Annotated in this window: 23 protein-coding genes, 1 tRNA gene, 1 pseudogene and 1 riboswitch; of the genes and pseudogenes, 4 read left to right on the forward strand and 21 right to left on the reverse strand. The window is 42.4% G+C overall.

Annotated elements, in window-relative coordinates; translation table 11 throughout:
* Window positions 1-169 precede the first annotated feature (169 nt).
* The 7 genes and pseudogenes from JKM87_RS18060 to JKM87_RS10285 all read right to left on the reverse strand — a co-directional run bounded on the left by JKM87_RS18060 (window position 170) and on the right by JKM87_RS10285 (window position 5,552).
* Window positions 170-1,067: pseudogene (locus JKM87_RS18060) on the reverse strand (tyrosine-type recombinase/integrase).
* Window positions 1,068-1,214: 147 nt separating this feature from the next.
* Window positions 1,215-1,291, reverse strand: a tRNA-Arg gene (locus tag JKM87_RS10260).
* Window positions 1,292-1,334: 43 nt separating this feature from the next.
* Window positions 1,335-1,946: an XTP/dITP diphosphatase gene (locus JKM87_RS10265; protein WP_202080262.1), complete on the reverse strand. Its 612-nt coding sequence runs from the start codon at window positions 1,944-1,946 to the stop codon at window positions 1,335-1,337.
* 123 nt (window positions 1,947-2,069) lie between these two features.
* The gene (gene rph / locus JKM87_RS10270) at window positions 2,070-2,834 is read right to left on the reverse strand and encodes a ribonuclease PH (protein ID WP_202080388.1); all 765 of its coding nucleotides are present in this window, start codon (window positions 2,832-2,834) and stop codon (window positions 2,070-2,072) included.
* A gap of 183 nt (window positions 2,835-3,017) precedes the next feature.
* Window positions 3,018-4,121 (reverse strand): GerMN domain-containing protein, encoded by a 1,104-nt coding sequence (locus JKM87_RS10275; protein WP_202080263.1) that lies wholly within the window; start codon window positions 4,119-4,121, stop codon window positions 3,018-3,020.
* 149 nt (window positions 4,122-4,270) lie between these two features.
* Window positions 4,271-5,077, reverse strand: a complete 807-nt coding sequence (gene racE / locus JKM87_RS10280; protein WP_202080264.1) for a glutamate racemase — start codon at window positions 5,075-5,077, stop codon at window positions 4,271-4,273.
* Window positions 5,078-5,096: 19 nt separating this feature from the next.
* Window positions 5,097-5,552 (reverse strand): MarR family winged helix-turn-helix transcriptional regulator, encoded by a 456-nt coding sequence (locus tag JKM87_RS10285; RefSeq protein WP_202080265.1) that lies wholly within the window; start codon window positions 5,550-5,552, stop codon window positions 5,097-5,099.
* 138 nt (window positions 5,553-5,690) lie between these two features.
* Between JKM87_RS10285 and JKM87_RS10290 the strand changes: the two genes are divergently transcribed.
* A complete protein-coding gene (locus JKM87_RS10290; RefSeq protein ID WP_202080266.1) occupies window positions 5,691-6,083 on the forward strand; it encodes a hypothetical protein in 393 nt (130 codons plus the stop codon).
* An 89-nt stretch (window positions 6,084-6,172) separates the two neighbouring features.
* Window positions 6,173-7,030, forward strand: coding sequence for a manganese catalase (locus tag JKM87_RS10295; protein WP_202080267.1), 858 nt, complete (start codon window positions 6,173-6,175; stop codon window positions 7,028-7,030).
* A 287-nt stretch (window positions 7,031-7,317) separates the two neighbouring features.
* On the opposite strand, the gene JKM87_RS10300 is transcribed toward JKM87_RS10295, so the two are convergent.
* The 8 genes from JKM87_RS10300 to JKM87_RS10335 all read right to left on the reverse strand — a co-directional run bounded on the left by JKM87_RS10300 (window position 7,318) and on the right by JKM87_RS10335 (window position 14,114).
* The gene (locus tag JKM87_RS10300) at window positions 7,318-7,485 is read right to left on the reverse strand and encodes a hypothetical protein (RefSeq protein ID WP_202080268.1); all 168 of its coding nucleotides are present in this window, start codon (window positions 7,483-7,485) and stop codon (window positions 7,318-7,320) included.
* 142 nt (window positions 7,486-7,627) lie between these two features.
* The gene (locus JKM87_RS10305) at window positions 7,628-7,852 is read right to left on the reverse strand and encodes a helix-turn-helix domain-containing protein (protein ID WP_202080389.1); all 225 of its coding nucleotides are present in this window, start codon (window positions 7,850-7,852) and stop codon (window positions 7,628-7,630) included.
* A 187-nt stretch (window positions 7,853-8,039) separates the two neighbouring features.
* A complete protein-coding gene (locus JKM87_RS10310; RefSeq protein ID WP_202080269.1) occupies window positions 8,040-8,504 on the reverse strand; it encodes a chemotaxis protein CheX in 465 nt (154 codons plus the stop codon).
* A gap of 205 nt (window positions 8,505-8,709) precedes the next feature.
* Window positions 8,710-9,177, reverse strand: coding sequence for a thioesterase family protein (locus JKM87_RS10315; RefSeq protein ID WP_202080270.1), 468 nt, complete (start codon window positions 9,175-9,177; stop codon window positions 8,710-8,712).
* Window positions 9,178-9,388: 211 nt separating this feature from the next.
* Entirely contained in the window at window positions 9,389-10,138 is a 750-nt protein-coding gene (gene sdhB, locus JKM87_RS10320) for a succinate dehydrogenase iron-sulfur subunit (RefSeq protein WP_202080271.1), read from the reverse strand.
* Complete coding sequence (gene sdhA / locus JKM87_RS10325) at window positions 10,135-11,901, reverse strand: succinate dehydrogenase flavoprotein subunit (protein ID WP_202080272.1); 1,767 nt, start codon at window positions 11,899-11,901, stop codon at window positions 10,135-10,137. The genes sdhB and sdhA overlap by 4 nt, the downstream gene beginning before the upstream one ends.
* An 18-nt stretch (window positions 11,902-11,919) precedes the next feature.
* Entirely contained in the window at window positions 11,920-12,534 is a 615-nt protein-coding gene (locus JKM87_RS10330; protein WP_336885162.1) for a succinate dehydrogenase cytochrome b558 subunit, read from the reverse strand.
* 236 nt (window positions 12,535-12,770) lie between these two features.
* A complete protein-coding gene (locus JKM87_RS10335) occupies window positions 12,771-14,114 on the reverse strand; it encodes a TrkH family potassium uptake protein (RefSeq protein ID WP_202080274.1) in 1,344 nt (447 codons plus the stop codon).
* A gap of 142 nt (window positions 14,115-14,256) precedes the next feature.
* Here JKM87_RS10335 and JKM87_RS10340 point away from each other — a divergent pair, with 142 nt between their 5' ends.
* Window positions 14,257-14,730, forward strand: a complete 474-nt coding sequence (locus tag JKM87_RS10340) for a DUF2507 domain-containing protein (RefSeq protein WP_202080275.1) — start codon at window positions 14,257-14,259, stop codon at window positions 14,728-14,730.
* A gap of 25 nt (window positions 14,731-14,755) precedes the next feature.
* Here JKM87_RS10340 and JKM87_RS10345 read toward each other — a convergent pair whose 3' ends face one another.
* From JKM87_RS10345 to JKM87_RS10370, 6 genes are all read right to left on the reverse strand, one after another.
* Window positions 14,756-16,000, reverse strand: coding sequence for an aspartate kinase (locus JKM87_RS10345; RefSeq protein ID WP_202080276.1), 1,245 nt, complete (start codon window positions 15,998-16,000; stop codon window positions 14,756-14,758).
* A gap of 153 nt (window positions 16,001-16,153) precedes the next feature.
* A riboswitch (Lysine riboswitch) is annotated at window positions 16,154-16,329 on the reverse strand.
* Between the two features lie 130 nt (window positions 16,330-16,459).
* On the reverse strand, window positions 16,460-18,244 hold the full coding sequence (gene uvrC, locus JKM87_RS10350) for an excinuclease ABC subunit UvrC (RefSeq protein WP_202080277.1): 1,785 nt from the start codon (window positions 18,242-18,244) through the stop codon (window positions 16,460-16,462).
* Window positions 18,245-18,555: 311 nt separating this feature from the next.
* Window positions 18,556-19,791 (reverse strand): sugar ABC transporter substrate-binding protein, encoded by a 1,236-nt coding sequence (locus JKM87_RS10355; RefSeq protein WP_236838741.1) that lies wholly within the window; start codon window positions 19,789-19,791, stop codon window positions 18,556-18,558.
* Between the two features lie 92 nt (window positions 19,792-19,883).
* The gene (locus tag JKM87_RS10360) at window positions 19,884-20,720 is read right to left on the reverse strand and encodes a carbohydrate ABC transporter permease (protein WP_202080279.1); all 837 of its coding nucleotides are present in this window, start codon (window positions 20,718-20,720) and stop codon (window positions 19,884-19,886) included.
* A gap of 18 nt (window positions 20,721-20,738) precedes the next feature.
* The gene (locus JKM87_RS10365; protein WP_202080280.1) at window positions 20,739-21,587 is read right to left on the reverse strand and encodes an ABC transporter permease subunit; all 849 of its coding nucleotides are present in this window, start codon (window positions 21,585-21,587) and stop codon (window positions 20,739-20,741) included.
* A gap of 149 nt (window positions 21,588-21,736) precedes the next feature.
* On the reverse strand, window positions 21,737-22,744 hold the full coding sequence (locus JKM87_RS10370; protein ID WP_202080281.1) for a LacI family DNA-binding transcriptional regulator: 1,008 nt from the start codon (window positions 22,742-22,744) through the stop codon (window positions 21,737-21,739).
* A gap of 413 nt (window positions 22,745-23,157) precedes the next feature.
* On the opposite strand from JKM87_RS10370, the gene JKM87_RS10375 reads away from it, so the two are divergent.
* Complete coding sequence (locus JKM87_RS10375; protein ID WP_202080282.1) at window positions 23,158-24,804, forward strand: glycoside hydrolase family 13 protein; 1,647 nt, start codon at window positions 23,158-23,160, stop codon at window positions 24,802-24,804.
* Window positions 24,805-24,987 lie beyond the last annotated feature (183 nt).

Consider the following 24,987-nt stretch of genomic DNA (forward strand, 5'->3'; position numbering starts at 1 on the left):
TAGAGGAATTTAGAGAGGTTTTTCTGCTTACAAGGAAACATAGCATTCAATTGTCTATTGATAACTATAACCTTCTTCAACTAACCTGACCGTTAGTTTAATAAAGAAAGCCTTTTTTATTATCATAACACTAAAAAACGCCGAGAGTGATAATCTCGACGTATAAATCCTATAAAAACTTACGCAAATTCTCCGCTACTTCTTCCTTGTCTAAGTGTAGGTATTGAGTCGTTACCGCTAAGTTACTGTGCCCGAGTGCCTTAGATATATCCGTTATGCTAGCTCCCTTTTCGAGAAGGCTCTTAGCAAATCCTCGCCGTATTCCTTACGTATAGCGTCGTTCTGTTTAATTAGGACCGATAGCAAACGGTTAAGCGTGTCGTCGAAAGGTAATAGTAATTGGTCGTGGTTTTTAACGATTGAGCCGTCTATACGTAGTAGATTATTCTCAAAGTCGATATGACGGGTCTCTAGGTGAACGATTGTGTTAATACGTAAGCCCGTCTTGAACATTAGGAGAGCCGCCGTAGCGTCCCGTATTTGTACGAAGTCGTTTAGGTCGAGGACGGATAGTAAGAGCCTTATATTACGCTCCGCCGTTCCCTCCTTTACTATGTTATCGACCTTGATGTTTATTGGACGCCAAAACTTACGCTCTATCCAACCATTATCGAAACAACGAGATAGAAACGCCTTTAGGCACTTTAAGCGAGTTAACTTAGTTTGCTTAGATACGTCCATACTAGCGAGCCACTCGTAAACGTGGTCGGCGTTTAGCTCGTCGATATACTTTACCTTTACCGTATCCGTAAAGTGATTGACGTAGACGTTATAGTCGCTTATCGTTCGAGGTCTATTTCCGCTTATCTCCATTTGACGTGTGATAGCCGCTAGAGCTTTTTCGATAGTGAAACGGTCTGTAACCCTTTCGACCGACTCGCCGTCTTAGTTTTAGTCGACTTAGCCGCCGTGGGAGCCTTTGTGGGAGCCTCTTGTGCCTCGTCTTTCTCCGTAAATAATCCGCTTAAATCATCTGTAATCGTTAGTATTGCTTTCTTTTTCGTCATAAAAAAAAAGCCTTCAATATCGTTAAATTCTAGTTGCGGTCGTGTGGTTCATATCGGTGTATTTTCCGATAATAAACGTTGTACTAACCGTCTCATTTAACGCATTGAACGCTTATCTATCTGGTTCATTCGCTTATATGTATATAATGGCGTCCCAGGAGAGATTCGAACTCCCGACCGACGGCTTAGAAGGCCGTTGCTCTATCCAGCTGAGCTACTGGGACTTAAGCGAGTATCATTATAACGTATTATACCTCAGAGGTCAACTCACTTATTCATCTTTGAATATAGGTGCTGTAGCGCGTGATAACGGTGACTGATCTTGTTTTTCTCCTCTTTGCTTAACTCAGCCATCGAACGCCCTTGCTCAGGGACATAAAAGAGGGGATCGTAGCCAAATCCAGCCTCACCCACCTTCTCTTCTAATATATAGCCTTCGCAAGCGCCATGAGCTAATATGTACTGATCTTCGGCAGTCACCAAAGCGATACTACACCTAAACCGTGCATTCCGCTCTTCAGGTGGTACACCTTGTAAGTGTTGTAAAAGTTTTTCATTATTGGCATCGTCATCGCTCGGTTCTCCAGCATATCTAGCGGAATAGACGCCTGGCGCTCCGTCTAAAGCGTCAACCTCTAGACCTGAATCATCCGCTAATGCCGGAATATGAAAAGCGTTGTAAAAGGCTTTGGCCTTTTTCAGGGCATTGTCGTCAAAGGTTTCCCCATCCTCTACAACGTTGGGAATATGTGCTGCATCTATATCCACTGGTGATAGCACCTGTATATCCAGTGGTTCCAGAAGGGCCCTTATTTCCTTTAGCTTGCCTTGATTAGAAGTGGCTACGATTAATTTTTCTACTTGTAAAGATGGTTTCATCTCTTCTCCCTCATTTATGTGTCAATTATGTACGCTATCTGTCGTTCTCAGGGTATCTCTTTATACATTGCTTAAGTTGCATAAAAACCTTGTCATCTAACAAAACTGTCCTAAGATCATTATTTATGATTCATTTTCAGTGACTGCTGAATCCACACTCACTTTCTCTGCTAGAGGTCCGAGGACATCTTTTTGTTTCTCAATCAGTTCTGCAATACCCTTCTCCGCATAATCGAGCATATGGTTCATTTGATCTCTTGTGTACGGGTGCTCTTCTCCTGTACCTTGGATTTCCACGAATTCCTTTTGTCCTGTCATGACAACGTTCATATCCACTGTTGCTTGGGAATCTTCTTCATAGCATAAATCTAATAAGACATCGTTATCCAGTACACCGACACTCGTGGCCGCAAGAAAATCTTTGACAGGCAAGGTGGTCAGCTTCTTTTCTTCCAGTAACTGTCCTAATGCCATGACCATAGAGATATAAGCGCCTGTGATCGAAGCGGTGCGTGTACCCCCGTCTGCTTGGATGACATCACAGTCTAGCCAAATGGTTCGCTCACCAATTTTGTCTAGTTGGACGACAGATCGTAAAGAACGCCCAATTAAACGTTGAATTTCCATGGTTCTACCACCGAGCTTCCCACGTGAAGCTTCTCTTTGGTTACGTGATTCTGTGGCCCGAGGCAACATGGAGTACTCTGCCGTGATCCAGCCTTTGCCTTGACCACGCATAAAAGGAGGGACCCTATCTTCGATTGTCGCTGTACAAATGACTTTAGTATCTCCTACTGTAATGAGCACGGAGCCTTCTGCATGTTTGATGTAATCCGGTTCAATTGCTACCGCGCGCAGTGTATCTTTGTCTCGACCATTTTTTCTTATCATTATTCCAACTCCCTCTCCTCAACGTCTCGTCGCTCGTGTATGATACCATTTTTTATCTTGTGCAAGTACTCACTATTCAATACTTCTATTCTCATAATATCGCAGACACCCTTAATGAGACAAAAAGAGGTAAGCCCATAGCCACCTCTTGTCTCAACTATTATAACACAAGCCTATATTTTAAAAACCAGTTGATTGTCCAACAAAGGAACGGCTCACAGGCTGGGACAGGTCTGCACCGCTATAAGTAACCAGTTGCTCGCTTCCATCCACCATAAATTGAACCTTGTCTATGGATTCATGCTCGGTTAAGGACAACACTAATGACTTAATGGCGTCATCTGAAGCTTTTGGCTCTTCTTCGGCATATTGTAAAAAAGTCTCGTCAAAATTAAGTGTTAACACATCACCGTCTAATTGCTGATCTAAAAGTTTGGTATCTACTACCCCTGTAACAAGTCCAGACCCTTGCTGTGGACCAGCCACTAGTTCATTCACAGTGGCTTGAACAAGGTCATCTGTTTTCGGTACGATTCTCGTGACGGGAACAAAATAATCTACAGTTGCTGATTCGTTTTGGGCCATGAAATACAATGTCACTGTAGAATTGTTGCCGATCTGGGCCTCATTTGCCACTTCGATGTTGATGCCGTCTTTTCTGCTTAAGGGTGAACCAACGGGGGTGCCATCAACTGGCATCGTTTCTTGTAAATGTCCGTTAATAGAGATTTGAACTTGTTCTATACTATCAAATTCTGTAAGGGTCCATGTAATCGCTTCTAGGATCCCTTTCTCATCTTCGGCTTGGTAATCTCTAAACTCTGGTGAGAAATCCACCACAGCAGTACCATCTTCCTTTACATTCACACTTAACTCTGTGCCTGCTGGAATGACCGCTCGCATGCCACTTGGTAATACATTTGTCACAGGTCCGCCTTCTACAAGATAACGTAAGGCTTGTGTGGCAACGCCCTCTGTCTGCGGTAATGGTAATGAAACGGAAACCACATAGCCATTTTCATCGAAGAGATAGAGTGTACGCTCGGTCGTACTAGACGGCTCATCTGTTGATGTTGCACTAACGTTTTCATCTGTTTCTGGATTCTCATCCGATTCGTCAATTTCAAACACGATATCTGTGGAGTCTTCCTCCTCTCCGTAGTCTATTTGTGGAGGATCAATTTCAGATCCAGCATCATCACTAGGGCCAAAGACACATCCTGTTGTGAAAACAATGACGACGAGTAACGAGAATATACTTAGAAATCCTTTACGAGTGAACATGGTTTTCCCTCCTCAGTGGTTTGTACTACTATGTATACGAGCTATGTTTCGTTTTATGACCACGAATTAAATGTAAGATCTCTAGGAAAAACAAAAAGCCTTAGCAACGGTTTTGCTAAGGTTCTCTCCATCATTTATTTTTCTATATTTTATGAATCCAGTATCACTTGCTTCACGTTGATGTGCTTATTCAACCATCTCTCCGCTATCTGTTGAAAAACAGAGACATTACCGCTTGTGTAAAAACGATGCATGGGTCGACCAAACTGCTGTGAAAGTAAATTCTTATGGAACAGTATTGTACTGACTTCACGGGCGGTCTCGTCCGCAGAGCTAATCATTTGTACTTGATCTCCTATCACGCGTTGTATGACGTTAGAGAGCAATGGGTAATGCGTGCACCCTAAAATGAGTGTGTCAATGTCCTCTCCTGCTAAAGGGGCCAAAGCCTTTTTTACAATCTGAATGGCTTCTGTCTCTTCTCCGCCACCTTTCTCAGCTAGCGGAACAAGCGTTGGGCACGCGAGGCTCTTAACATATAAAGCAGGATGAATCTGCTTAAGCGCTTCCTCATACAATCCACTCTGGACAGTATTCTGTGTGCCGATGACACCTACTCTTCCAGTCACTGTCGCTTTAATCGCTGTTCGGACACCAGGGTGAATAACGCCGATCACAGGAATATCCAGTTTCTCTCGGCATTCCTCAAGGATAACCGCTGTGGCCGTGTTGCACGCGATGACAAGCATCTTCGGGTTGCTTTCCATAAGGTAGTCTATCATTTGAAAGCTGAATGTACGAACTTCCTCTATACTTCTTTGACCGTATGGGCATCTCGCTGTATCACCAAAATAACAAATCTCTTCCCTGGGGAGTTGTCGGAGTAACTCTTGGGCGACCGTTAGACCTCCAACTCCAGAGTCTATCACTGCAATTGGGTTACTCAAGTTGGTCACTTCTTTCTCTCGTTGTGGTTTACGATTGATCTCTCTTCATTTCATTATGCAAAATTTGCAATGTGCGTGCTAAATCTGTGACATCCTGCTCAGAAAAATGGGTTAATACTTCAGCCAGATAATGTCTACGAGCCTCTAGTACTTCTTCAATAATGCTCTTCCCTTTACTCATTAGGTGAATGCGTACCACTCTGCGGTCGCTCGTATCCCGTACTCTTTCGACTAACTCATTTGCTTCCATCCGATCAATGAGGTCTGTTGTCGTGCTACAAGCTAAATACATTTTGTTGGAGAGTTCCCCAATGGTCATGTCACCGTCTTCATTTAACCATTGCAGTGCAACAAATTGAGGAGGTGTAATCGGAAAGTCGGCTAATATCTCTCTACCCTTTTGTTTGACAATTGAGCTAATATACCGAAGCTCTCGCTCGATATCCCCCACTTGTTCCATCGTAAAAGCGTGTTCCTTCTCCATAATGATCCTCCAATGCAAAATATTCGATAGTTCATTATAACATGTCCGATGTAAAAAAGCCCTTATCATTATCGACGGCATAAGACTTGCTGTATTCACCATAACAATAACTAAAAAGGTACATAAAGGAGGTCAACCATGTCGGCCGTTTTAGAAACGGAGAGTAACGAGCTGAGAACAATCAAAACATGTTTATTAGAAAATCAATACGGGGTCGCTATCCATCTTGTCAGTTCTGTTTCAAATGCCATTGAGCTAAGAAAAAGTGATCATGGACCACTACGAACAGATACACCTCTTGTGGTCCAAGATCGTTGGGCGTCTCTCAGACGACTCTCCTATCAATACTTAACCTACGCATTACACCTACCCCTACGATGGTTTGAAACCATGATCAAAAGGATGGAATCTGCCGCTTACACCTATCCACCGTATCCATTTCACTTTCCTATTCTTATATATGGCGATGGTTTTTACTATTCTTATTATATGGCTTGGGAGGTATCCGTTTTAGAAGAAGAAGATGAATGAAGTAACGCTCTTTTTTTTCAATAATTAGGCACTTCTCACGACATCGTTGAATTAAATATATTGATACTGTTTGTGAGAGGTGATTGTATTTGTTCTTTCATGTTAAAGAATTGCAATATGAGGCTATACCCGAACGCCCAGATCCCGTATATGCCAAATGGCTCCAAGAAATTTTAGGTGGACAGTTCGGGGAGATATCGGTCGCGTTACAATACTTGTTTCAAGGCTGGAATGGTCGAGCGGATGTTAAATACAGAGATATGCTCATGGCAACCGGTACTGAGGAATTAGCTCACATTGAGATGTTGGCAACCATGATTGCGCGCTTATTAGATGGGGCGCCTGTTGGAGATCAAGAAACCGCTGCTCAACACCCCGTTATCGGTGCTGTCCTTGGAGGAATGAACCCACAACATGCCATTGTTTCAGGTTTAGGTGCCATGCCTGCCGACAGTGAAGGGAACCCATGGACCGCCAGTTATATTAATGCTAGTGGCAACCTTTTGGCTGATTTCCGTTTTAATTTGACGATGGAGTCTAACGGGCGGTTGCAGGCTGTCCGTCTATATGAAGCAACGAATGACCGCGGTGTCAAGGATATGTTATCCTGGCTAATTGCAAGGGATACGATGCATCAAAATCAGTGGTTAGCCGCTATCTGTGAATTAGAGGAAAGAGAAAATGTTGTGGTACCAAGTACTTTCCCTCGTTCTCTAGAGAAACACGAGGTCGCTTACACGTTCTATGATTTCACCAACGGTGAAGCCGCTTGTGATGGACGTTGGGCACATGGTAGAAGTATGGATGGTTTAGGTGAATTTACTTGTGTGAAAAACCCTCCTGCCTATGGCCAAGTACCAAATCTACCGCCAGCCCCGCCATATATCCATGACACTATGCCCATGTATTTTGACGGACAACACCACATGCCACCTCATTGGGGATAGCCCCTCTTTTTGGGGAACAACATAAAATTACAGTACGACCAAAACGCAGTACATCAAAAACTGCTTTAGGCTGTTTATATTTATATTAAATAAGCTAAATAGTGACTATGCAAGGACCATACATGATATATGTCTAACATGTGTGGTCCTAACTTGTATTTTTTCTTTATGTACTCTACTTCTCTCAATCCTGCCCCGTTAGTCGAACAGAGCGATGGTCCGGTATTAAAGCATCATACCTTTCTACTGAAAAGCCGTTAAAGAAACCGTTATCAACTTAAATATTGTCAATCTACTTCATTATGATTTCTTTCTAACTTTTCTATTCTTTCTTCAAGCTCATTCATTTTCACCTCAATTTCTTCTTTGGTCGCTGCTAATGAACGGTCAACCAAAATCTGAGCAACAAATATTATCACAACTAAAAGACCAATGAATAAAGTGATGCCATTCAAGGCATTTCCCTCCCATCTAGCTGAGTGTAGAAGATGTTATTTCATACCCTATCAGGGGGCCCTTTAAGTTGGTACAAAAAAAGTACCAAATAATTAAAAAACCCCCGTGGCGGGGGCCTAGCCCACAGGGGCCTTGGGTTCGTCAGATTGTTAGTTCACCTAAACGAACAAGTTCGACAACAGCCTGAGAGCGACCTTTTACTCCTAATTTCTGCATAACATTGCTAATGTGATTGCGCACGGTCTTTTCACTAATAAATAAAAGGCCAGCAATTTCTTTTGTTGTCTTATCTTGTACTAGTAACTCAAATACTTCTCTTTCTCTGTTCGTCAATAATGGCTTCGCACTTTGGTCGTTCCCCTTCAAAATGTGCACCCCTCCTTGCAATCCGGGCTCATGAATACAAGGCGAAGGTTACAGTCAAGTTATATTATGACTGGGGGAAAAGTGTGGTGCTTGAGGGGAATGAATTTAGGCCTACGCCCACAGTATATTCAAGCATTTAAGGGAATGACACTTGTTCGATGTTATTTGTATGACTCATTATTGTACGCTATATGGACTGTTGAACGATCATTTGTAAGTTAATAACGCCGATATCTTCAAGTTCTATGGGAACAGAGATCGCCTTGCCTGAAGCGGTGAACTCTTCAGAGTTGGCAATTAACTGTGGAGGTGTAATATCGATGTTGATTCCTTCGGTAGATAAAAGCACACTTGCATTGCCAGATATCATATTGCCGAGTTCTGATATTGCACTTTTACTTATGTCATCAAATTCAGTGACCGTCATCCCTCCCATCATGACCGATACGATGCGGAGTGCAACATTACGATCAATACCAAATAGGATTTGACCTGCCCATTGTCCTGTAAGTCCAATCGCAATCCATACATGATCTTCTTTGAAAAACACGTCACAGACATCCGTTTTTCCCTGATGGGGTGAAACTTGAATGACTTGTTCCAGCACCATTTTTGCAGAACTTAAAAAAGGATTTATATATTGTGCCTCCATCATTACTCCCTCTCTCCATCTAAAAATCTACTGCCCGAACCATATGTGTTCGAAGGTCGGTCCACAGATAACATGTCCTGTCATTCACTCTTGTCTATCTTTACACGTTATTTAAAAAGAACCATACCAGTAATTTCGGCATATTCTCATATATTGTTTATATTTTCGACAAAATTCTTATACTTAAACTTCGACATTTTATGTATTAAACCTTCTCATAATTGAGTACTTTTTCCTTCATTTCTAAAGACCAAGGAGTGCTTTTTCCAGTTGATTTGTGTACATGTACAATGGCGCCTCTGGCCACAGCAAGTACTTGCATATTATCTTCTTCGTCCACGATGGCGTAATGTAAGTCTAGGGACGAAGTACCAACTTTGGCTGACTTTACTTTTACCTTTAACCTCTGATTAAAGTACATTTGACCAACATAATGGCAATGGATGTCTGCAGCCACAACCATAGTGGGATATGCAGGGTCTAGAAAAGCGGAGAATACACCTATGTCTTCAAAGTAATCGAGCCTAGCTTGTTCAAAATATATGATATGACTCACGTTATTCACATGACCAAACGCATCAGTTTCTGAAAACCTGACTTTTAATGTGGTTTCAAAATGAAAAGAGTCTAACCAACTTTCAACGTCAGGCTCAATAAAGGATATATGTTTCACTATGTGCCACTCCTTACCTCTTTATTTTACTAATTTCGACATAAACCATCATTTCCCTTTTGCATTTATAGAGATTTTTGTCATTCGCGTTAGACAAAATTCGCGAAACATGATTTTTATCTCTATAATATAGCCTAATGAAGTATGCATGTATATGAAAAAACCCTATCTTAATCAAGATAGGGTCCCTCATAAAGTATAGAATATGACATTATGATCCGAGGAACTTCTTAATCGCATGGACCGTCGTATCACGGTTTAATGCTGCGATAGACGTTGTGAGTGGTATACCTTTTGGACAAGATTGAACACAGTTCTGAGAGTTACCACAGTCTGTGATCCCACCTTCACCCATGATGGTTTCTAGACGCTCCTCTTTGTTCATCTCTCCCGTCGGATGAGCATTAAATAAACGTACTTGGCTTAAAGGAGCCGGTCCTATAAAGGAAGAACTACTATTCACATTCGGACAAGCTTCTAAACATACACCACATGTCATGCATTTAGATAGTTCGTATGCCCATTGACGTTTAGACTCAGCCATTTTAGGCCCTGGTCCAAGGTCGTAAGTCCCATCGATCGGAATCCAACCTTTTACTTTTTTCAAGGCGTCAAACATGCGATCACGATTAACAGATAAATCTCGAGTCACAGGGAATGTACTCATCGGTGCGAGTCTAACCGGTTGTTCTAATTGATCAATAAGGGCGGTACACGCTTGACGGGGTTTCCCATTGATAACCATAGAACAAGCGCCACACACCTCTTCGAGACAGTTAGATTCCCATACAACAGGTGTTGTTTGCTCACCTTTGCTGTTAACAGGATTACGCTGTATTTCCATTAATGCCCCGATCACATTCATATTAGGGCGATGTTCTAGTTCGAATTCTTCATCGTACGGCGTGCCTTCAGGACCATCCTGACGAGTGACAATAAATTTTACGGTCTTCTCACTCATTTTTTAGCCGCCTCCTTCGCTTTAGAATAATCTCGTTTACGTGGTTTGATGAGGGAAACATCAACATCTTCGTACTCAAAGCGAGGTCCATTCTGTTCTGGATCAAAGAATGCTTTCGTTGTTTTGAGGAATTCTTCATCGTTACGTTCAGGGAATTCCGGTTTGTAGTGTGCACCACGACTCTCATCTCGGTTCAAGGCACCGAGTGTGATCACTCTAGCTAATTGTAGCATATTCCAAAGCTGACGGGTAAATGGTGCAGCTTGGTTATTCCATTTTCCTGTATCAATCATGTTAATGTTATGATAGCGCTCAATCAACTCTTGTATCTTTTGATCCGTTTCTTTTAGTCGGTCATTGTGGCGAACAACGGTTACGTTGTCGGTCATGATTTGTCCCAGTTCTTTGTGAATCACATAAGCGTTCTCTGTACCGTCCATGTTGAGAATGCTATCATACTTGTCTTCTTGCTTTTTCTTCTCAGCATCAAAGACTGTACTTGGCACATCTTCAACGGTTTTATCTAGACTGTTAATGTATTCGATCGCTTTCGGACCTGCAACCATGCCACCATAAATAGAGGATAGCAACGAGTTGGCACCGAGTCTATTAGCACCGTGATACTGATAGTCCACTTCGCCCGCTGCAAAGAGTCCAGGGATATTCGTCATTTGATCATAATCAACCCATAATCCACCCATGGAGTAATGAACAGCAGGGAAGATCTTCATAGGCACCTTCCGCGGGTCATCTCCCATGAATTTTTCATAAATTTCAATGATACCGCCAAGCTTAATGTCTAGTTCTTTCGGGTCCTTATGAGAGAGGTCAAGATAGACCATATTTTCTCCGTTAATGCCTAGCTTCTGCTCTACGCATACGTCGAAAATTTCTCTCGTGGCAATATCACGAGGCACAAGGTTACCGTAAGCCGGATATTTTTCTTCAAGGAAATACCACGGTTTACCGTCTTTATACGTCCATACTCGGCCCCCTTCACCACGCGCTGATTCGGACATCAAGCGTAGCTTGTCGTCACCAGGGATTGCTGTAGGGTGAATCTGTATAAACTCACCATTGGCGTAACTTGCACCTTGCTGATATACTGCTGCAGCAGCCGTACCTGTGTTAATAACAGAGTTCGTAGATTTACCGAAAACAATGCCGGGGCCACCCGTCGCTAAAATGACAGCATCGCCGGCAAACGTGTGAACTTCAGAATTTTTAAGGTTTTGGGCAGAAATTCCGCGACAAACGCCGTCATCGTCAATAATAGCAGAAAGGAATTCCCAGCCTTCGTATTTATTCACTAGTCCTCTCACTTCATGACGACGTACTTGCTCATCTAGGGCGTATAATAGTTGTTGTCCTGTCGTCGCACCCGCAAACGCCGTTCGATGGTGTCGCGTACCACCAAAGCGTCTAAAATCTAGTAAACCTTCAGAAGTACGGTTAAACATAACCCCCATTCGGTCCATTAAATGAATGATGCCAGGTGCTGCATCACACATCGCTTTTACTGGAGGTTGGTTTGCTAGAAAATCTCCACCATATACTGTATCATCAAAGTGCTCCCAAGGAGAATCTCCCTCCCCTTTTGTGTTAACTGCACCGTTAATTCCGCCTTGTGCACATACGGAGTGAGAACGTTTTACAGGTACAAGGGAAATTAAGTCGACTGGAACACCCGCTTCGGCTGCTTTTACCGTGGCCATTAAACCAGCGAGCCCACCACCTACTACGATGATTTTACCTTTACTCAAATTAACTCACCCCTCCGATTATGATAATGATGCGAATTCAAGTACGATTAAAATGCCACCAAACGTTAATACTAAGAATAAGGCCATCCAAACGTATGTAGAGATACGTTGTGCCTTAGGTCCGACTGTAATACCCCATGTTACACAGAAAGACCACATGCCGTTAGCAAAGTGAAACGCTGCTGCTGCCACACCAATAATGTAGAATGCGATCATAAATGGACTACCGAGAATATCAATCATCATTTGAGCGTTTACTTGGGCCCCAAATGCTGCTGCAACTCTCGTTTCCCATACGTGCCATGCGATAAAGATGATAAGTATGACACCTGTGGCACGCTGTAGCATGAACATCACATTTCTAAAGTAACCGTAATCAGTCACATTATTTCTAGCTTGAAAAGCGATATAAAGGCCATAAATGGCATGATATAGCAATGGTAAATAAATAAAAAACGTTTCTAGGAAAATCCTAAATGGAAGGCTTTCCATAAAATGCGCTGCTCTATTAAACGAGTCAGCCCCGTAAAGAATGAAATGATTAATAAAAAGATGTTGTACTAGGAAAAATCCGACTGGAATGACTCCTAATAACGAATGAAGCTTACGGTTAAAATAGTGCGTAGTGGCCACACCGGTCCCCCCCTTCAATTTTTGAACACACATTGTTGCAGTCTAGCATTCCTATCCACTTTTTCGACTTTTCAAAAAGTCTCATGTCTAAATATGACACGTTATTTTGTACCAAATTTTATTTTACCCCCTTAGCCCGGAAGCGTCAAGAAAACGGTATCATCTATAGAGGCAAAGGTGCTTGATGACTCAGCACCTTTGCTTTTACTTTTTATCGATGGCTGTTGGCATTAAGCTTAACCTATAATGACTCTTTCCACAGGGTAATGATAATGCGTCTTAGTATCTGCCCGCTTCATGGAGAAGAGTAGCGCGACCAGTCCAATTCTACCGATGAACATGAGTAGCACAAGTATAAACTGACTTAGCGTAGACAATTCTGACGTAATACCCATAGACAAGCCACAAGTTCCAAAGGCCGAGCTCACCTCAAAGATAATCGCCATTAACTCTAAGCCTGAATCACGCTCAATGGAGCTAATCAGGATAATTGAAGTGAACAGTATAAAAATAAACACCGAAAGGACAATAAAAGATTTTCTAATATCTTCATCATGGAGTTCCCGACCAAACACTTTGACGTCCTTTTTTCCTAAAGCAAAAGAGCGTATTGTTAGAAACATCACAGCGAGTGTTGTCGTACGGATCCCTCCTCCCACACTGGAAGGACTTGCACCGACAATCATGAGGCCAGAAATGAGCAGCAATGTAGGGATGCTATAATAGGTGATGTCCATGGTAGCTAACCCAGCGCTTCTAGCAGTAACCGAGTTAAACAAGGAAAAGAATAGCTGTTCATGCCAAACCATACCTGCATAGTGTTGCCCTCGTTCTAACAGCCAAATAGATACAGTCCCAAAAACGAGTAAAAACATGTAAGTAGAGACGGTTATTTTTGTGAATAATGAAAAACGATATTTTTCATGCTTGCCACTGAAATACTCTCTTAATTCCACTAAAACTGGAAATCCAATTGCACCGGCTAAGATCAAAAGGATCGTTACCAGTTGAACAAAATAGTCATGAGCAAATGGAATAAGAGAATTTCCGGTTATGTCAAATCCAGCGTTCGTAAAGGCTGTTAAGCTAGCAAACGCCCCTTGATAATAGGCCTCATACCATACATCAAAATAATTTAAATAATAGGTCCCCAAAATCATGGCCCCGATTAATTCAATGAGTATCGCAATTCCAAGGATATTTTTCATCAAATTTACGAGCCCCGCTAGGTTAACCTGGTTCTGATCGACCATGATCAACATGCGTTGTGATAGGACTATCTTTTTACCCATAATCATCCACACAAAGGTACCGAGGGTCATAATACCAATACCACCGAGTTGAATAATAACGGATAATATGATGATGCCTATCGGGCTAAAAGTCTCAGGTGTATTCACCACGATTAAACCGGTCACACTGATTGCGCTAGCTGCGGTGAAAAAAGCCTCGCTAAATGATAATGCCGCGCCAGGTTGTTGTGAAAAAGGTAAATAGAGCAGTATGGATGAAATTAGAATTAAAATGAAATAACTCAATATGATAATGCGAAATGGTGTAAGAAATTGATTCAGTTTCATGTCTGCCTCCAACGTTCGCCCATCTAGGGCACATGGTCTCTTCCTAGTATGGTTAAATCCTTGACGTATATCAAGAGATTTTTGCGCATATATCTGAATTAAGTCTCTTGTCCATACAAGAAGAGAAAGGGGTGCTACGCACTTGATTAGTGAAAAAAAAGCTCATTCCGCTTCAGCAGATACAAAATTTCTAAAAATGAAAGGGCAGGCCGTACCACTTTATGGTTACCATATACTCCGCGAACATGTCATGAAAGAAATAACGGGAGAACACCAAAGTGCCATTCTATATTGGGCTGGTAAGAACCTAGCCGAGCACCTTCGAATCCACACATTTGAACAGTGTCGCGACCTTTTCTTAGAAATGGGGTGGGGGTATCTAGAAAAAGTTCATTCCTCTTCCCATATCTATCGTTACACGTTAGAGTCTCCATTTTTCGCAAGCCGACAGGTTGACCAAAACCAGTCTACTTTTGCACTAGAGTGTGGCTTTCTCACAGAGGCCATTGCTCAAATTGAAAACAAGCAGACTGAAGGTGAGTTCAAAGCATTCATTAGTCAAGAAAATCAAGGGGTACAGTTCACCATCTATCTACAAGAAAAAGGGGAAAGCTAATCAGCTCCCCCTTTTTATCTTCAAATTAAGCGTTTACTTTTTCCGTTTCTTCTACTTTATCTAGATTAAAAGTGTTGTGTAGGACTTGCACTGCTTTTACCATATTAGCAGCTGGTACAACACATGACACTTTAATTTCGGATGTTGAGACCATCTTAATTTCGATTTCCTCACGACTAAGGCTATCAAACATGTCTGCCGCTACACCCGGGTTCGAGATCATGCCTGCTCCAACAATAGATACCTTAGCTAAATTTTCTTCATAAATAATATCTTCATATCCTAGTGACTCTTTATTGTCCTCGAGGACATGTAGCGTCGCTTCAAGATCCTCACTATCGATTGAAAAGGCAATATTGGTGATATCCGTATCATACATGCTTTGGTTGATAATAATATCGACGTTGATTTGTTTGCTTGCGAGTGTTTTAAACACTCGGGATAAGGCCCCAATTTCTTTCTTCATTCCTCTTACAGTCACCTTCGTCATCTCTTCATCATGGGCTACACCATGTACAATAATACCGTCCTCCACTGTCACTTCCTCCTTCACTAACGTTCCTTCTTCCTCACTAAACGTCGATCTAACTGTCAGATAAACATCGTTATTCTTGGCACATTCAACTGCTCTCGGGTGCAAAACCCCTGCACCAAGATTAGCTAGCTCTAACATTTCATCATAGCTAATTTGCTCAAGTTTGCTTGCTTTCGGTACAACTCTTGGGTCTGCGGTATAAACACCGGTGACATCTGTGAATATGTCACAACGTTCAGCCTTTAGCGCTGCTGCTAGAGCGACAGCCGTCGTATCTGAACCCCCTCTTCCAAGGGTTGTAATTTGTCCATCCTGGCTTACACCTTGGAAGCCGGCAACGACAACAACGCTCCCCTTAGACAATTTATTCTGAACCTTTCCAATCTCGATATCTTGGACTCTGGCACTGCCATGAACACTTTCGGTTTGAATGCCTGCTTGCCACCCTGTCATCGAGGTGGCGTCTAAGCCAAGTTGATGTAACGCCATCGCTAGCAGTGATATGGTGACCTGTTCACCCGTCGTTAAAAGCATATCCATCTCTCGTGCCGCCGGATTTGGCGTCAGCTGATTGGCCATATCCACTAGCTGATCAGTGGATTTTCCCATTGCTGATACCACCACAACAAGCTGGTTTCCCTGATCCACTTCTTTTTTCACTTTTTGAGCAACGTGCTGAATTTTTTCGATCGTTCCTACAGATGTTCCGCCAAACTTCTGAACGATGATACTCAATGCTCTCCATCTCCTTAATTTAGACACATTCATCTTTTTTGATCTTACTAGACCTTGCCCATATCGTTAAGACCAATAAAAAAGCAACAACAAAGAGAGAACTTTTTGTTGTTGCGAGTAAACATGGTGATCTAACGAATGTTCACCTCAATGCAACGTGATAGTCCTCCACCTGTATAGGTGACAGCGTTGCATTTATTCAATGCGACGCCAGTCCTCATTACGTTGAGCTATAATGAGACTTCGGCGGATCACCCTTTCAATACCCTTCATAGAAGGCCCAACTTCTCTAGGTACGTACTCTTGATCACCGCTCCCCTAACACTCCTCAATGTGATTGAGTTGTTTGATGAGGTTATGATGTTTTAATTGTTTGTAATTGTATCAAACATCCCATGGGTTCTCAACAGCCGAATAACGACTGTATCGTCTGCATTTTATCGTATATCAGACGTAGCATTACGACTTTGCTTTCTCTTGGAGATATTCAACAATCGTTCGGGCTAATTGCTCTCCTATCCCGATTTCTTTAAAGTCGTCTACTGATGCTTCTCTCATTTTCTTCATTGAACCAAAGTGTCGTAACAATGTCTTTTTACGCTTGGGTCCCACGCCTGGAATGTCATCTAAGGCTGATTGTATCAGTGATTTGGAACGGGTTTTGCGGTGGAACGTGATAGCGAAGCGATGGACTTCGTCCTGGATCCGTTGTAAGAGGTAGAACTCTTGACTGTCTCGTTTCATTGAAACCGGCTCTGGTGGATGGCCATATAATAATTGAGAGCTTCGATGCTTTTCATCTTTGGCCAAACCACATACTGGGATATAGAGGCCTAGTTCATTCTCGAGAACGTCTTGTGCAGCCCCAATTTGCCCTTTTCCCCCGTCGATCATAATCAGATCAGGCAATGTTTGCTTTTCTTTTAATAAGCGGACATACCTGCGACGAACGACTTCTCTCATTGATTCGTAATCGTCAGGGCCTTCTACGGTTCGTATTTTATATTTTCGGTATTCATTCTTAGCAGGTTTACCATCGATGAAAACGACCATAGCGGACACAGGATCCGTCCCTTGAATATTAGAGTTATCAAATGCTTCGATGCGGCGAGCGGGTCCGACCCCTAGTGCATGACCTAATCTTTCAACTGCTTTTATCGTTCGTTCCTCGTTTCGCTCGATAAGTTCAAATTTTTCCTTTAGCGAGTTTTGGGCGTTAGATTGTGCCATCTGTAGTAATTCTTTCTTGATGCCTCGTTTTGGCGTATGGACTTTAATATCTAACCATTGTGCGAGGAGCTCCTGGTCTACTTCCTCTGAAATCAGAATTTCTTTAGGTAGGACATGTTCTTTTTCCATATAAAATTGACCAATGAATGACATCATCTCTTCCCCTACATCACCGCTATAAAATGGAAAGAGGGACACGTCTCGTTCAATCAGCTTGCCTTGTCTCACAAAAAACACTTGAACACAAATCCATCCTTTATCGACATGAAAGCCAAAGACGTCTCGGTCCACTTGGTCTGTGAGCGTAATGCTTTGCTTTTGCATCACCTGGTTAATATGCTGAATCAGATCACGAAGTTCTTTGGCTCGCTCAAAATTAAGTTCCTCTGACGCCTCATGCATTTTTTCTTCTAGCTCTTTAACCATCGCTTTATGGCCGCCATTTAAAAACCGATTAATTTGCTGGGTCATGTCCTCGTACGTGTCTTGTTCAACGTGGAACTCACAAGGGGCTAAGCACTGATCCATATGGTAGTACAAACACACGCGGTCCGGTAAAGTTTTACATTTCCTTAAGGGATACAGACGATCTAACAGTTTCTTGGTCTCATTGGCTGAACCGACATTAGGATATGGACCGAAATACTTAGCTTTATCTTTCTGTACCTTACGTGTGATCTCTAGGCGGGGATGCTCTTCATTGGTTAGTTTAATGTACGGGTATGTTTTGTCATCCTTCAGCATCACATTGTAGCGCGGGTCGTGCTTCTTAATCAGGTTGCATTCTAGTAGAAGTGCTTCGATATTACTTGAGGTGATAATATATTCAAAATCCGTTATTTCACTAACAAGCTTTTGTGTTTTCCCGTCGTGACTGCCTGTAAAATAGGAACGTACTCTGTTCTTTAAGTTTTTTGCTTTACCGACATAAATGATGTTGTCTTGGCTATCTTTCATCAGATAAACACCGGGTTGAGCGGGTAGCAACGTCAGTTTCTCTTTGATCTGTGTCAAAAAAATACACCTCCCACAGATCTAGGCATGATATATGTATTATACATCATTCCCAAGAACGTGGGGAGGTGTACGCTTTGGTTTAATTTTACTGTCAGGCGTGTGGGGCTTCCCTCGAGTGTCTGTATAGGCAGCGCAGGAGTTCAGGCTACTTTAGGGGGCTCATGCACCCCTACTCTATCACTCGAGCTTCGCCCAAATGTGACGCCGTAGGGGTACCTGATCTTTTGACTTCCGGGCATAGACGCCTACTCCTTCACTCGAGCTTCGCCCAAAGGATTCCATCGTTAGGAAGCGGCACTTGGTCATCTTTATTGACGTGCTTGCTCGATTGTTTCGGCGTAGCGGTCAAGGGTGGTTTGAGCCTCTTGCCCATCGATGACGATGTCCTGGAAGGCCCCTAGGATGGCCTTTTCGACTTCGGGCCAATATGGGACATTTCCTCTTGGTTCCGAGGATTGCAATGCTTCGTTTACAGCATCAAAGTACGGTTGTTGCCACGCTTCAACTTGACCGTAAGCATCAGTGCGGACGGAGGGCCAGCCTAGTTTGCTCACTAAAGTTTCTTGGACCTCTTTTGACATGAGATATTGGGCAAATTCTAAGGCCAATGCTTTATTTGGGGCTCCTTTTGGTATGCCGATCACTTCACCACCTAGGGTGTGTGACTCTCCGGCGGGTCCTGCCCATCCGCTATACGCTTTGATTTCTTCTTTGCCACCTTCTTCAACGATCACATTCACACCAAAGGGCCAATTTTGTCCTAGGTAGACCGATTCATTTGCAAGATAAGTGTTCATTGTATTCCAAGTAGCGGTACGACTATCAGGCGCTAGATAGGGATATAATTCTTGTAAAAATTCATAAGCGCGTACACTGCCCTCATCGTTAAGGACGTAAGGGTCTCCTCCACCGGCACGAATAAAGTTAAACAGGTGTAGCACGTGATCGATTTCTAAATTGGCTTTGACGGCGACTCGGCCAATGTCCTCTTCAGCATGAAACGTCTTCGCTACCTCTAGCAAGTCTTCCCACGATTGAGGTGGCGTTATATCGTATTCGTCAAACACCTTTTCATTGTAGTAGGTGATTTCAACGTTGGGTCTATAGGGTAAAAATAATAGTTTGTCATCAAAAGTAGAAACGTCTATCATGGCTTCAATTACTTCGTCAGGAATGTTCTCTTTCTGATCTGTGAGATCATCCATCATATCACCGTCTACTAAACCATAGAGGTCATTCACATCCTGCGTAATCAGGTCGTATGTCACTCTATCGGCTTCAATTTGGCCACGCAATTGATCCACCACATCCGCAGCTTCGGATTGGACAGCATTAATGGTCACGTTGTGCTTTTCCTCAAATTCTGGAAATATATCCTGTCGCATCACTTCCCATTCATTTTCACCTAGTCCCATCACGACATTCAGTTCGTTCTCGTCTTGCATGGCCTGCTCTCCTCCGCCACAACCGATGGCAAAGAAAGCCATGGCAGCCAGAAGGCAACAAGTATACAACATTTTTGTCCTCTTTTTTACGTTATTCAACATTATGACCTCCATTCAATTGACTTATCTTATTTTATGTAAAGAGAGGTCTCCCCCTCTGTTACCCCCTTAATACTTTGTTATAAATCCTCTTATCCCTTAACAGAACCTGAAAGGAAGCCCGATTTCATGTACCTTTGTAGGAAAAAGGTGACAATAATTACGGGGATGGTCAGTATCATGGAGTAGGCGGCAGATTGGAACCAATCACCCCTGGACACGTAATAATACGTCTGTAAAGGTAGCGTGTTTTCTGTATAGGTCAGGTATAATGCATATGTAAATTCATTCCATGAGTTTAACCACACAAACATTGCTCCTACTGCGATACCGGGCGCTGCAATAGGGAAGACCACCCTTTGGAGGGCTCCCCATCGGCTGGCGCCGTCTATTAAAGCTGCTTTTTCTAATTCTCTCGGAATCGTTTCAAAAGTCCCGACAAGAATCCAAGCTAAGAAAGGTAGGTTTGGTATCAGGTGAGCTAATATAAGTCCTACATACGAATCAGTGAGATCCCAACGAATAAAGTTAACGGAAATAGGTAAGGCAATGCCCACATCTGGAAACATTCTTGTAAACAATAAAGAGAGTATAATACCGTAGCGGTAGGCTTTAGGCATAAGCGAAATGACATAAGCAGCCGGTGCAGCTATTGCAATGGCAATGAGTGTCGCCACGGATGCAACCATAAAACTCTTCAGCAAAGGAGCCCAGAGATTGCCAGCCTCAAATACGCGTACCCAATGATCAAATGTAAAGTTCTCAATGAGAAAAGGTGGATTTTGGGTTAATATATCCTGAGGCTCACTGACAGAAATCTTAAACATGATATATACTGGCGCTAGCATGACAAAGCTAAATAATATGAGAAATGGAAACGTGCCATATCGACTGATGGCACCCCAAAGGTCCGTCTGCCTCGTCTTCATTTGAACACCCCTTTCCACCTAAACATCTTTTTTTCTCTCAACAAATAAAAAGTAAATGATAATAAACACTATAATCATGAGCAGTAATATCGTTGCTGCTGCTGCAGACGTATGCTCATTAAAAAAATCACGATATTCGGAATAAGCATAGGTCCCAATGACTGGGGTGTGGCGTCCAGCCAACACAAGCGGTAACTCAAAGATTCGGAACGCGTCAATGGCACGCAGAATCAAGGCCATTGTAATCGCTGGTTTTAATAAGGGCAGAGTGATATACCAAAAGTTCTGCCACGTGGTGGCACCGTCGATAGCTGATGCTTCATAAACATCCTCAGAAATACTCTCTAACCCCGATAAAAGTAATAAAATGACGATGGGAAGCACTTTCCACATATCAGCAAAAATGATCATGAATAATGTTTTGAATCCACCTTCATTCCAAATGATGGGGGCTTCAATGATGTTGAAACGTTGTAGGAATAAATTAAAGTACCCGTTTGTGGAGAAGACGTAAAGCATGATGACCCCTGCCACGATGGTGGGAACCCCCATGGGAATTAACATTACGGTTCGGAAAAAACCCCGTCCTTTAAAGGCTCGTTTTAACAACAGAGCGATAGATAACGCAACCGATAATTGTAGCGCTAACCCCACAATGGTAATGACGATGGTGTTTGAGAAGGCTTTCTTAAAACCCTGCTGACTCATAATATAAACATAATTACTTAAGTCATAGGTATTTGTGCTTGCATTAACAAAGCTGAGCCGAATGGTCTCTAAAACCGGTACGAGCGAAAACCCCAATATGTATAAGACCAATGGCAACACCATGACGATTTCAAGCCTATATCGTTTAACCCAAGCCACTGTATCCCCCCCTTGCTCAATTTAACATGTTTTATTTTTGAAAAGGTTTTCAAAAGGTTGCCCTAAAATTTTACCAACATTCTGATATTAATGTTTGGTCGTTGTACCATCAATAGCACAAATTAAAACTTTGTAGGAGAGTCAAGGCACTAGGGTGCCTTGACTGAATCCCTTATCACCAACTGATGTGGTAAATAGGTTCTTAACTCATCGACCTCCCCTTTCGAAAGGAGCATCTCTAGCTTATTAACAGCCTCGTAACCTATAGCATGAAGAGGCTGTGACACTGTCGTCAATTTAGGGATGCACACGTGAGCTAGTCTCGTATTATCATAGCCCATTACAGACACATCCTCTGGCACGTTTATGCCTATAGAATCTAGATATGAAATTGCGCCTAACGCCATCTCATCACTTGCACATAAGACGGCACTGAGCTTATCATTGAGTTGATAAAGTTCCTCCATAGCCTCGTAGCCATCTTCATACCGGTAATGACCATATACGACGTTTCTTTCAACAGAGTGTGGTAGATCGTGCATACGCATCGCCCTTAGAAATCCCTGCATTCTTGGAAGCCCTGCTATGGGGTCATGGGAAGGACCGCTAATCATACCAATATGTCGGTGTCCCATCTTAATCAGATACGCTGTGGCATCATAACTTGCGGGCTCATCATTCACTTTAACCGACGGTAACTCGTAATCATGAGAATGTGTTGCGGCGAGCACCACAGGGATCTGAAGTTCCTTTAACAGTTCATAGTAGTCAGGATAGACCGGCTCGCTTGTAAATATCATTCCATCTACCTGTTTCTCTTTTAAAATCTTGAAGTAGGACATCATACGTTCTTTGTTAAGATCCGTATTGCAAATGACGAGATTCTGGCCCGTTTCGTGTGCAGCATCCTCCATTCCCCTAAACACTTCAGCGAAAACGAGATTTGATACGTCCGGTATTAAGACGCCTAACGAGTGGGTACGCTTTTGAATGAGGCCACGGGCTAGTGCATTAGGGTGGTATCCTAGCGTTTCAATCACTTTTAGCACCTTTTCCCGCTTTGTCTCAGTCACTAGCTCAGGGGTATTTAACACCCTTGATACGGTGCTAATAGACACACCAGATCGTTTAGCAACATCTTTTATTGTAGGTTTCATCTCCTGACTCCTTACATGATTAAACATTATTAAAGGTTATGCGCAAAAATAAGATCGTGTTGTAGTGTTTATAAAGTTAGCTGAATAATTGAAGAGATTAGTAGAAACATATCATTTATGCGGGTTCTTGACATGAGGTGTATAGATTTAATCATTCAGAGTCATCTTGTGAGGAAAAAGCTTGCTGTATTCGTAGGTGATTATGCTATAATATGAAAAGGTTTTCAGTAATATAATAGCGCTTTCTATTTCTTCGGTCAACTGTTTAGTTTGATTTAAAATATAAAAACTTACTTATATTATTTAATAGATGTGTTCATAGAGATTTTTGAGTTATTTTATTTTTTTGTTTTGTTATTTTTTACATTTATATGTTGACAGATGATAGTGACAATCATAAGGGAGGCATCAGTATGAAACGTACGTGGTGGAAGGAATCTGTGGTATATCAAGTTTATTGGCGGAGTTTTAAAGATACGACAGGGAACGGCTATGGGGATTTGCAAGGTGTCCTTGAGAAACTGGATTACATAAAAGATTTAGGGGTAGATATCATTTGGCTCAACCCCATTTACGAATCACCGGACAAAGACAACGGGTATGATATATCCGATTATCGTAAGGTGATGGACAAAGCTGGTGATATGCAAACGTGGGAAACACTTCTAGAAGAGATTCATCGTAAGGGTATGAAATTAATCATGGACCTCGTGGTCAACCATACTTCTGACCAGCATCCATGGTTCTTGGAATCCCGTTCATCCCTAGACAATCCAAAACGTGATTGGTATATATGGCAAGATCCAAAAGAAGATGGTCAGCCCCCTAGCAACTGGCAATCTTATTTTACGCCTTCAACATGGACATATGATGAGCAAACGAAACAATATTACTTTCACTCTTTTGCTGTGGAGCAGCCCGATCTAAACTGGAAGAATCCTGAAGTCAGACATGCCATCTACGACATGATGCGCTTTTGGCTAGATAAAGGGATTGACGGCTTTCGAATGGATGTTATTAATTTACTAGCAAAAATCGATGGTTTCCCGGATGTGGATGAACCTGAAGATCGGCGTTATCTAGGCAATAATCCCGGGATACATGATTACCTGCAAGAAATGCATCGGGAAGTGCTGCAGCACTATGATGTGATGACCGTGGGTGAGATTCCTTTTGTTACGCCGGAGGATGGGGTCAAGTATGTAGGAGAGGATCGTAACGAGTTAGATACTTTGTTTCACTTTGAAGTGGCTGATGATATGCCCACATGGGATATGCTTCGCTTCAAGGACATTCAAAAGAAATGGTATGAAGGCCTCAAGGGGTGTGGATGGAACTCTCAATTTCTCAATAACCATGATCACACCCGCCAAGTCACTCGTTATGGAAATGATGGTGAGTATCGAGTAGAATCGGCAAAGCTACTCGGGACAATGGTTCACACGCTTCCCGGTATGCCGTACATTTATCAAGGGGAAGAAATCGGAATGACCGGTGTTCGATTCGATTCCATTAACGATTATCAGGATATTATGATGAAAAACAAATACCATGAGGAAGTGAACAGGGGGCGTAACCCGAACGAGGTGTTAGAAGCACTTATCCCCTTAAGTAGGGATAATTCAAGAACCCCAATGCAGTGGAATGATACTGAGAATGCGGGCTTTACCACAGGAAAACCATGGATGAACATCAATCCAAATTATAAAAAGATCAATGTTGAGCAAGCCCAAAACGATCCAAATTCCGTGTATTACTATTACAAAACATTGATTGCCTTAAGGAAAAAGCATGACGTCATGGTCTATGGCGATTACAAGGATTGGAGTGAGGATGATCCTAACGTGTATGCCTATACCCGCTCACGCCACGGGGTGACTTGGCTGATCGTCTTAAACCATTCAGATGAATTATGTGAGTATCAACTTCCTTCAGAGCTTCAGAAGCCTCGCTCGTTAATTTTAGGAAATTATGCTAAAGAAGCTGAGTGTGAAGATGGAGAGCGACTCACCCTTCGGCCTCACGAAGCTAGAATTTACAATATTCTACTTCATAGTTAGGTTCCAGGTGAGATAAAGAAAGGGCTAGCTGCACAATTTTAAGATATAGACGTAAGCATAGTGTTTTTCAAAAAAATGGGGATACTCGATATCTGTACATGAGATACTGAACTAGATCGTTCGACGCATCATCAGTTTAAATAAAAAACCGTATCACGTTAATGATACGGTTTGAACATTCAT

Origin of the sequence: Caldalkalibacillus salinus, from assembly GCF_016745835.1 — a bacterium.
Taxonomy (GTDB): Bacteria; Bacillota; Bacilli; order Caldalkalibacillales; family JCM-10596; genus Caldalkalibacillus_A; species Caldalkalibacillus_A salinus.

Excerpts from the sequence above, each read along its gene's own strand:
- JKM87_RS10265 (WP_202080262.1), bottom strand. The coding sequence starts at position 1,946 with ATGAAACCATCTTTACAAGTAGAAAAATTAATCGTAGCCACTTCTAAT.
- JKM87_RS10275 (WP_202080263.1), bottom strand. The coding sequence starts at position 4,121 with ATGTTCACTCGTAAAGGATTTCTAAGTATATTCTCGTTACTCGTCGTC.
- JKM87_RS10285 (WP_202080265.1), bottom strand. The coding sequence starts at position 5,552 with ATGGAGAAGGAACACGCTTTTACGATGGAACAAGTGGGGGATATCGAG.
- JKM87_RS10290 (WP_202080266.1), top strand. The coding sequence starts at position 5,691 with ATGTCGGCCGTTTTAGAAACGGAGAGTAACGAGCTGAGAACAATCAAA.
- JKM87_RS10310 (WP_202080269.1), bottom strand. The coding sequence starts at position 8,504 with ATGGAGGCACAATATATAAATCCTTTTTTAAGTTCTGCAAAAATGGTG.
- sdhB (WP_202080271.1), bottom strand. The coding sequence starts at position 10,138 with ATGAGTGAGAAGACCGTAAAATTTATTGTCACTCGTCAGGATGGTCCT.
- JKM87_RS10335 (WP_202080274.1), bottom strand. The coding sequence starts at position 14,114 with ATGAAACTGAATCAATTTCTTACACCATTTCGCATTATCATATTGAGT.
- JKM87_RS10360 (WP_202080279.1), bottom strand. The coding sequence starts at position 20,720 with ATGAAGACGAGGCAGACGGACCTTTGGGGTGCCATCAGTCGATATGGC.
- JKM87_RS10370 (WP_202080281.1), bottom strand. The coding sequence starts at position 22,744 with ATGAAACCTACAATAAAAGATGTTGCTAAACGATCTGGTGTGTCTATT.
- JKM87_RS10375 (WP_202080282.1), top strand. The coding sequence starts at position 23,158 with ATGAAACGTACGTGGTGGAAGGAATCTGTGGTATATCAAGTTTATTGG.